2 protein-coding genes and 1 pseudogene are annotated in these 6,090 nt (G+C 59.6%); all 3 read left to right on the forward strand.

All coding sequences use genetic code 11. From position 1 onward, the window contains the following. Positions 1 to 4,048, forward strand: a 4,048-nt coding sequence (locus E4P00_RS21935) for an Ig-like domain-containing protein (RefSeq protein WP_248133061.1), incomplete at its 5' end; no start/stop codon positions are given. 302 nt (positions 4,049 to 4,350) lie between these two features. After that, complete coding sequence (locus E4P00_RS21940) at positions 4,351 to 5,607, forward strand: TolC family outer membrane protein (RefSeq protein WP_248133063.1); 1,257 nt, start codon at positions 4,351 to 4,353, stop codon at positions 5,605 to 5,607. Further along, positions 5,604 to 6,090, forward strand: a pseudogene (locus E4P00_RS21945) (type I secretion system permease/ATPase); the annotation flags it as partial. The gene E4P00_RS21940 and the pseudogene E4P00_RS21945, both read left to right, overlap by 4 nt.

A 6,090-nucleotide genomic window follows, 5' to 3' on the forward strand; every position in this document is an offset into this window, starting at 1 on the left:
CAAGGCGGTCGGTACGTCTGTGATTCTGGATGACGCAGGCAAAGGCGTGCTGACACTGCCGGTGGACACCAGCGGCGACAGCCTGACCGCCGTACAGACCTCGGGTACGACAAAATCCCCCGCGAGTGATGCGGTCAGCGTTCCTGCACTCAAGCCCATCGTGGGAACAATCGACCCGCAAAATGGCGCCGTTACCGTGGAAGGCAAGCCAGGCGCCACCGTACAGCTGAAAGACAGCACGGGCACCGCCGTGGGCATGCCGGTCACGCTGGGTACCGACGGCAAGGGCACGCTGCAAGTCCCGAGCACCTTGAGCGGTCTGCCTGTGACGGTCACCCAGACTGTGGGCAGCAGCGAGTCGCCGACTACAGCTCCACAGACCGTGCCACTGCTCAAACCAGAACTGGGTATTGTCAACCTGTCCACCAACGAGCTGCCGGTAACGGGTAAACCCGGCGCCAGCGTGCAGTTGCGAGATAGCACCGGTAAGGCGGTGGGTGCGCCCGTGATCCTGGATGCCGAAGGCAAAAATGTATTCCAGCTGTCACCCGCCATGGGTGGGCAAGCGCTGGTTGCCGTGCAGAAATTCAATGACCTGGAGTCGCTGCCTTCCAATAGCGTGAGCGTCCCGTTGCTCAAGCCAACACTGGTATTGGACGCGGCCAGCGGTGAGCTGTCGGTCACGGGTAAACCAAACGGCACGGTCCAGTTGCTGGACAAAAACAACAACCCGGTAGGTTCTCCCGTCCAACTGGACGCACAAGGCCACGCCTTGATCAAGCTGCCCCAGGCTCTGGGCGGCGAGCCAATCGGTGTGGTAGCCCAGGAGGCAGGTGCAACATCGGCAACCTCCACGCTGGATGTGCCGTTGCTGGCACCGGTATTCGGCGCGGTCAATGCAACCACCGGGCAGGTGAGCGTAGAGGGCAAGCCTAACGGTGTCGTACAGATCAAACACCCGGATGGCACAGTCATTCGTGTAACGTTGGATGAAACAGGCAAGGGCACTACGCTGCTGCCATCTGGCGTCAGCGGTGACGACCTGCAAGCGACAGTCGTACTGGCCAGCCTGGAATCCGCTCCGACAACCCTGCTGGTGCCGGTACTGGCACCACGTGGTGCCGTGATCAATGACACGGGGAGCGCGGTAACGGTCCAGGGCAAGCCGGGCGAAGTCATCAAGGTCAAGGATGCCAGCGGCAATGAGTTGGGCAGCGGCGTGGTCAGTTTGACCGGTTCTGTCGAGATTGCCTTAAGCACTCCTCAAAAGACCGGGGCCATATTGAGCGTAACGGCCAACAACGAGACGCAGGTATCGCCGACGGTCACCGTTGTGGCGCCGTTTATCGATGCGGACCTGCCGTTGCCACCCACTGACCTGAATATCAACCCTACTGGTACTCGAGTGCTGGGCAAGGTCAAGCCAGGTGAAACGGTCAAGATCGTCAACCTCGATACCCAACAGGATCTGGGCACTTTCCTGGCCGGGCCAGACGGGGTGTTTTCGGCCAATATCCCGGCACAGAAGGGGGGTGAAAGGCTTGCCATCAGCGCGGTCAAGGGTGACAAGGTGTCGGAGCCTGCACTATTGCTGGTGCCCCTGAGCGCGGAAGACACGCCTGCCAAACCTTTCGATGTGAGCGTGGACGTCACCGGTACTCAGGTGCAGGGCAAAGGCGCACCCAATACCGTCGTGCTGATCAAGGCGGCGGACGACAAGACGGTGATCGCCAAGGGCATCGTTGGGCCGGACGGCACTTTCGAGGTCACCATCCCGGTACAGCCAGGCGGGCAACTGTTGAATGTGGCCTTGCAGAACAATGACAAGGTGTCGGCTTCTGAACCGGTCATGACGCCGCACATCGTTTCGAATACGCCAACAGAAGTGCGCATCGACGAAGCCGGCACCCAGGTAACGGGCAAAGGCAACAAGGGCGAGACGATTCGCGTCAAGGATGCACAGGGCAACGAGATCGGCTCTGGGGTGGTCCAGCAGGATGGCTCCTTTGTGGTCACCATCCCCAAACAACCAACCAACACGACCTTGGCCGTGACGGCACAAGGGCAGGGTGTGGAGTCTGCGCCGGCCTTTGTGAAAACACCGGCCACCGAGGTTGATCGACCACCACAACCGGAAGCTCACCTGGATGCCGCTGGCACCCAGATCACCGGCAAGACCCTGCCGAGTGCGAGCGTGTCGGTCAAGGACGCCACGGGTCAACTGTTGGCCGGGCCGATTGTTGCAGGCGAAGACGGTTCCTTCGCAGCAACCATTGCCAAGCAGCCAGCGGGCAGCAAAGTCACGGTGGTGGCTGAACTGGCGGGCAAGGAGTCGCTGCCAACCGAGCTGATTGCCCCCCAGGTGGCGACCGAGACACCGGCGGCCCCCTTGAGCGCGATGATCAGTGCCGATGGCAAACTTGTCTCCGGCAAGGCGGCCCCGAACACCAAGGTCGTGGTGAAAAATGCCGCAGGTCAAACCCTGGGTGAACAACCGGTCGATGCCGATGGCAATTACGCGGTGCCGATCACGGCGCAGATGGGTGGGGCCGTCTTGAACGTGACGTCGTCCTCCCTGGATGGAAAGTGGGTGTCGCCGTCCGTGCCGGTTGTGGCGCCGTTCCAATTGGTGGCGGAACACAATGAAGTCACCGTCAGCCAGTTTATTGATCCGAACATCGCCAATTTGCAGGAGAACAAATCAGCTACCTTCGTCACACCGGGCAGCTCGGGCGTCAACAGCATTCTTAATTGGTTTTCCAATACGTTGGGTGGTGGGGATCTCTTGCCGACTTCAGCCACTTATCACTTCGTTGTCAGTGACAGTGAAAAGGTCGAGATTACGGTCAATAGCTCGGCACCGGTAAACGTTGATGTGGGCAACTTCAATGGCGTGAAGCTGGAGAAGTTGATCGATGGTCAGTGGGTTGACGTGCGCAGCAGCAGCGCAGGCGGGCTGGGCAACCTGTCGGCTCTGCCGATCTTTGCGACCAAGTCGGGTATTTCCCTGACCTACGAAATGCCGGGTGAGTACCGGGTGACGGTCAATAACTTCGACATTTTGGGGGTCGGGGCCAAAACCTATACCACCAGCATTGTTCATACCTCGTTCATTGGTGGTTTTGCCAACAGTGCGATAAAGAGTGACCTGATTCTGCCGACAGGTGCAACGTTGTTGAAGGTCAACGACACGACACTTGCCAATGAAGTGCGCACGGTGGTCAAAGGTCAGTTTGGTGACCTGAGCATCGGCGCCGATGGTCAAGCCTCCTACAGGCAGAACAGCAATGCCACCCCTTCGGACCAGACCGAGACGTTCTCGTATGAGGCCAGGACTGCTGGGGGAGCCATTCTCACCTCGACCTTCCAAATTGATATCAAGGCGTATTCCGTCTCGGGTGATTTGATCGACAGTGATGATGCCAGCATCGTCAGCGTCGATGGCAAATCGGTGCCTTCGATCAATCAGGAAACCATTGCGGGCAAATACGGTGATTTGAAAATCGCGGCAAATGGTGACTACACCTACACGCCAAAACTCAGCCTGACAGGTTTGAACGAGACCGAGACCTTCTCCTATCAGGTCAGACACATCAATGGCGAGACGGTCACCTCCACCCTCGAGGTGAAGATTGCCGACTCCAGGCTCGTCACCGAACTCAATGAGGTGCAGACAGGCGTGGCACCCGCGCCTGATCTGGCGGCGCAACTCGCGCAACCTGAGAGCGAGGTGGACACCGACATCGAAAGCAATGCCGCATTGCCGTCGTTCAATCTAGGCCAAACACCGGCCCTGGACCTTAACAAGTTGGTCAGCCTGCAACCCAAGGACGACTCGACCAAGCCTGCGTTGACGGTGACCTTGAACGACATCCTGCAAGCCGATGGCACTGTGACGAAGTCGGCCTCTGCTTCGACGTTGGACTTGCCGGATTCGTGGAAGCCCGATGGTGCCAAGGCGCCGTTGGATGGCCATGAGTATGTGCACTACATTGATGAGACGACGAAGAAAGACCTCTGGGTTGAAAGCGGTATTTCAATCGTCTAAGTCGCCATGACAAAGCCCTGGGCCGTCATGGTCCAGGGGTGTTTTTTTGAGTGACCGTTATGTCTCGGACCCTATATCACCGGCACAGTATCGCCTGCCTGACGATAGTGTTATTGATCAGTTCAGGCGGTGTGGCCGGACAGGTTTATGCATCCTCAGTGCATGACCAACCCAAAGGTCACTTTGCAGCTACCGGGCAACGGACTAAGAACAGTCAAACGCAAGGAACTGTCCCGGCGCCTTCTCTGGTTTCATTGATTGAAGCCGGGCAGTTTCTGCCACCTTCCGCTTCCCAATCGAGCGTGAGTAACCCTCCCACTGCGGGCGCCGAGGCCCTGGAGTTGCGCGTTGCCGTGCGCCAGGCCCTGACGTCGTATCCGGATATCCTGCGGGCCCGGGAAGGGGTCAATGAGCAAGTGCAGCGGGTCGACGTGGCGCAGGCCGGGTATTACCCCAGGATCAGTGGCGGCGTGCGCACCGGCTATCAAAGTGGTGTGCCGGGTGGCCACAGCGCCCAGGTCTTCGACGTCAGCGCCTCGCAGATGCTGTACGACTTCGGCAAGGTTTCCAGCGCCGTCGAGGCCAGCAAGGCCGGCGTCACCGAGCGCGAGGCAGACGTACGCCTGAGCATCGAACAGGTCGCGATGGATACCGCGCTGGCCTTTCTTGATGGCCAGTATTACCAGCGGTTGATTGCGATCACCCAGGACCAGATCGACAGCCTGGAAAAAGTCTCCGACCTGGCGCGCCAGCGTCTGGACATGGGCGCCAGTACCCGTTCGGATTACGTGCAAACCGTGTCGCGTATCGAAGCCGCCAGGGTCACCGGGTTTCAACAACAGGCCAACCTGGCGCGGGCCTTTGCCACGTTGTCGAGCCTGACCGGACAACCCCAGATCGAGGGGGTGTCCGATCAGTTCCCGCGTGAACTGGAGCAGTCGTGCCAACAGGTCGATGCAAGCATGCAGGACAACCCCGAGGTACAGGCTGCCCAGGCCCGCGTGACCCGTGCCGAGGCCGAGGTGGGCGCGGCCAAGGCGGCCGGGTTACCGACGTTTTCCCTGGAGCCGACCTTCAGCCAGCAACTGGAAGGCAACCCCGGAACGGACCAAAACCGCAGCCGCTACAGCGTGTTTCTCAATGCGAGCATGCCGATCTATCAAGGCAACGCGATCCAGGCGGGCAAGGCTGCCAGCGAGCGAGCATTGGCATCCTCCCAGGCCGGTCTCGATACTGCCCGTTTGCGCGCGCGTCAGGACATGCAGCAGTCCAAAAGCCAGGTGCTGCAACTGCATGCCAGCCTGGGGGCCCAAACTTTGCGCGAACGTACGATCGATGAAACCCGCGTGCTTTACGGCCAGCAATATCTCCAACTGGGTACCCGCCCTTTACTGGACCTGCTCAATGCCGAGCAGGAGGCCTATCTGTCGCGGGTCGAGCAACAGACCACGCTCAACAGCCTGCGTCGGTTACAGATCAATTGCCTGTACAGCGCAGGTCATCTCAGTCAGGCGTTTGGTGCTGCCAAAGATGACACCAACCGGGAGCGTTTGCCATGAACCGCCGTGCCCAAGAACCCCTGCAAGCCAGCCCGCCATCTGTTTCCCCGCCCTGGCTGGAAATGTTGTTGCTCGTTGCTGGTCATTACAACCTGAGCTTCTCGCCCGAAGATGCGCGGCTGGCCGCCGCCTGGCAGGGCAGTGCGCATTCCGATGACCAACTGTACGCCATTGCCAAGCACTTGGGACTGTCGGTCAAGATTGATGACGAGTTACAGGCCGAAGACCTGACTCAATGGCGTTTACCGTTGCTGGTGCAATTGGCCGACGGCCAGTTGGCGCTGATCGAAGGCTTGCGTGCCGAAGACCTGCTACAAGTGCGGCTCAGCGGCGACCATGGCCTGGCCACAGTGTTGTCGCGCCAGGAACTGCTGGAGCAGTGCCGCCGCCTCATTCTGTTACGCCCCGTGGGAAATCGTGCCGACGTGCGAGTGGACGACTACATCAAGCCGTATGACAAAAACTGGTTCAAGGGCATCGTCC

The organism is Pseudomonas sp. B329 (assembly GCF_023127835.1).
In the GTDB taxonomy this organism is placed as follows: domain Bacteria; phylum Pseudomonadota; class Gammaproteobacteria; order Pseudomonadales; family Pseudomonadaceae; genus Aquipseudomonas; species Aquipseudomonas synxantha_A.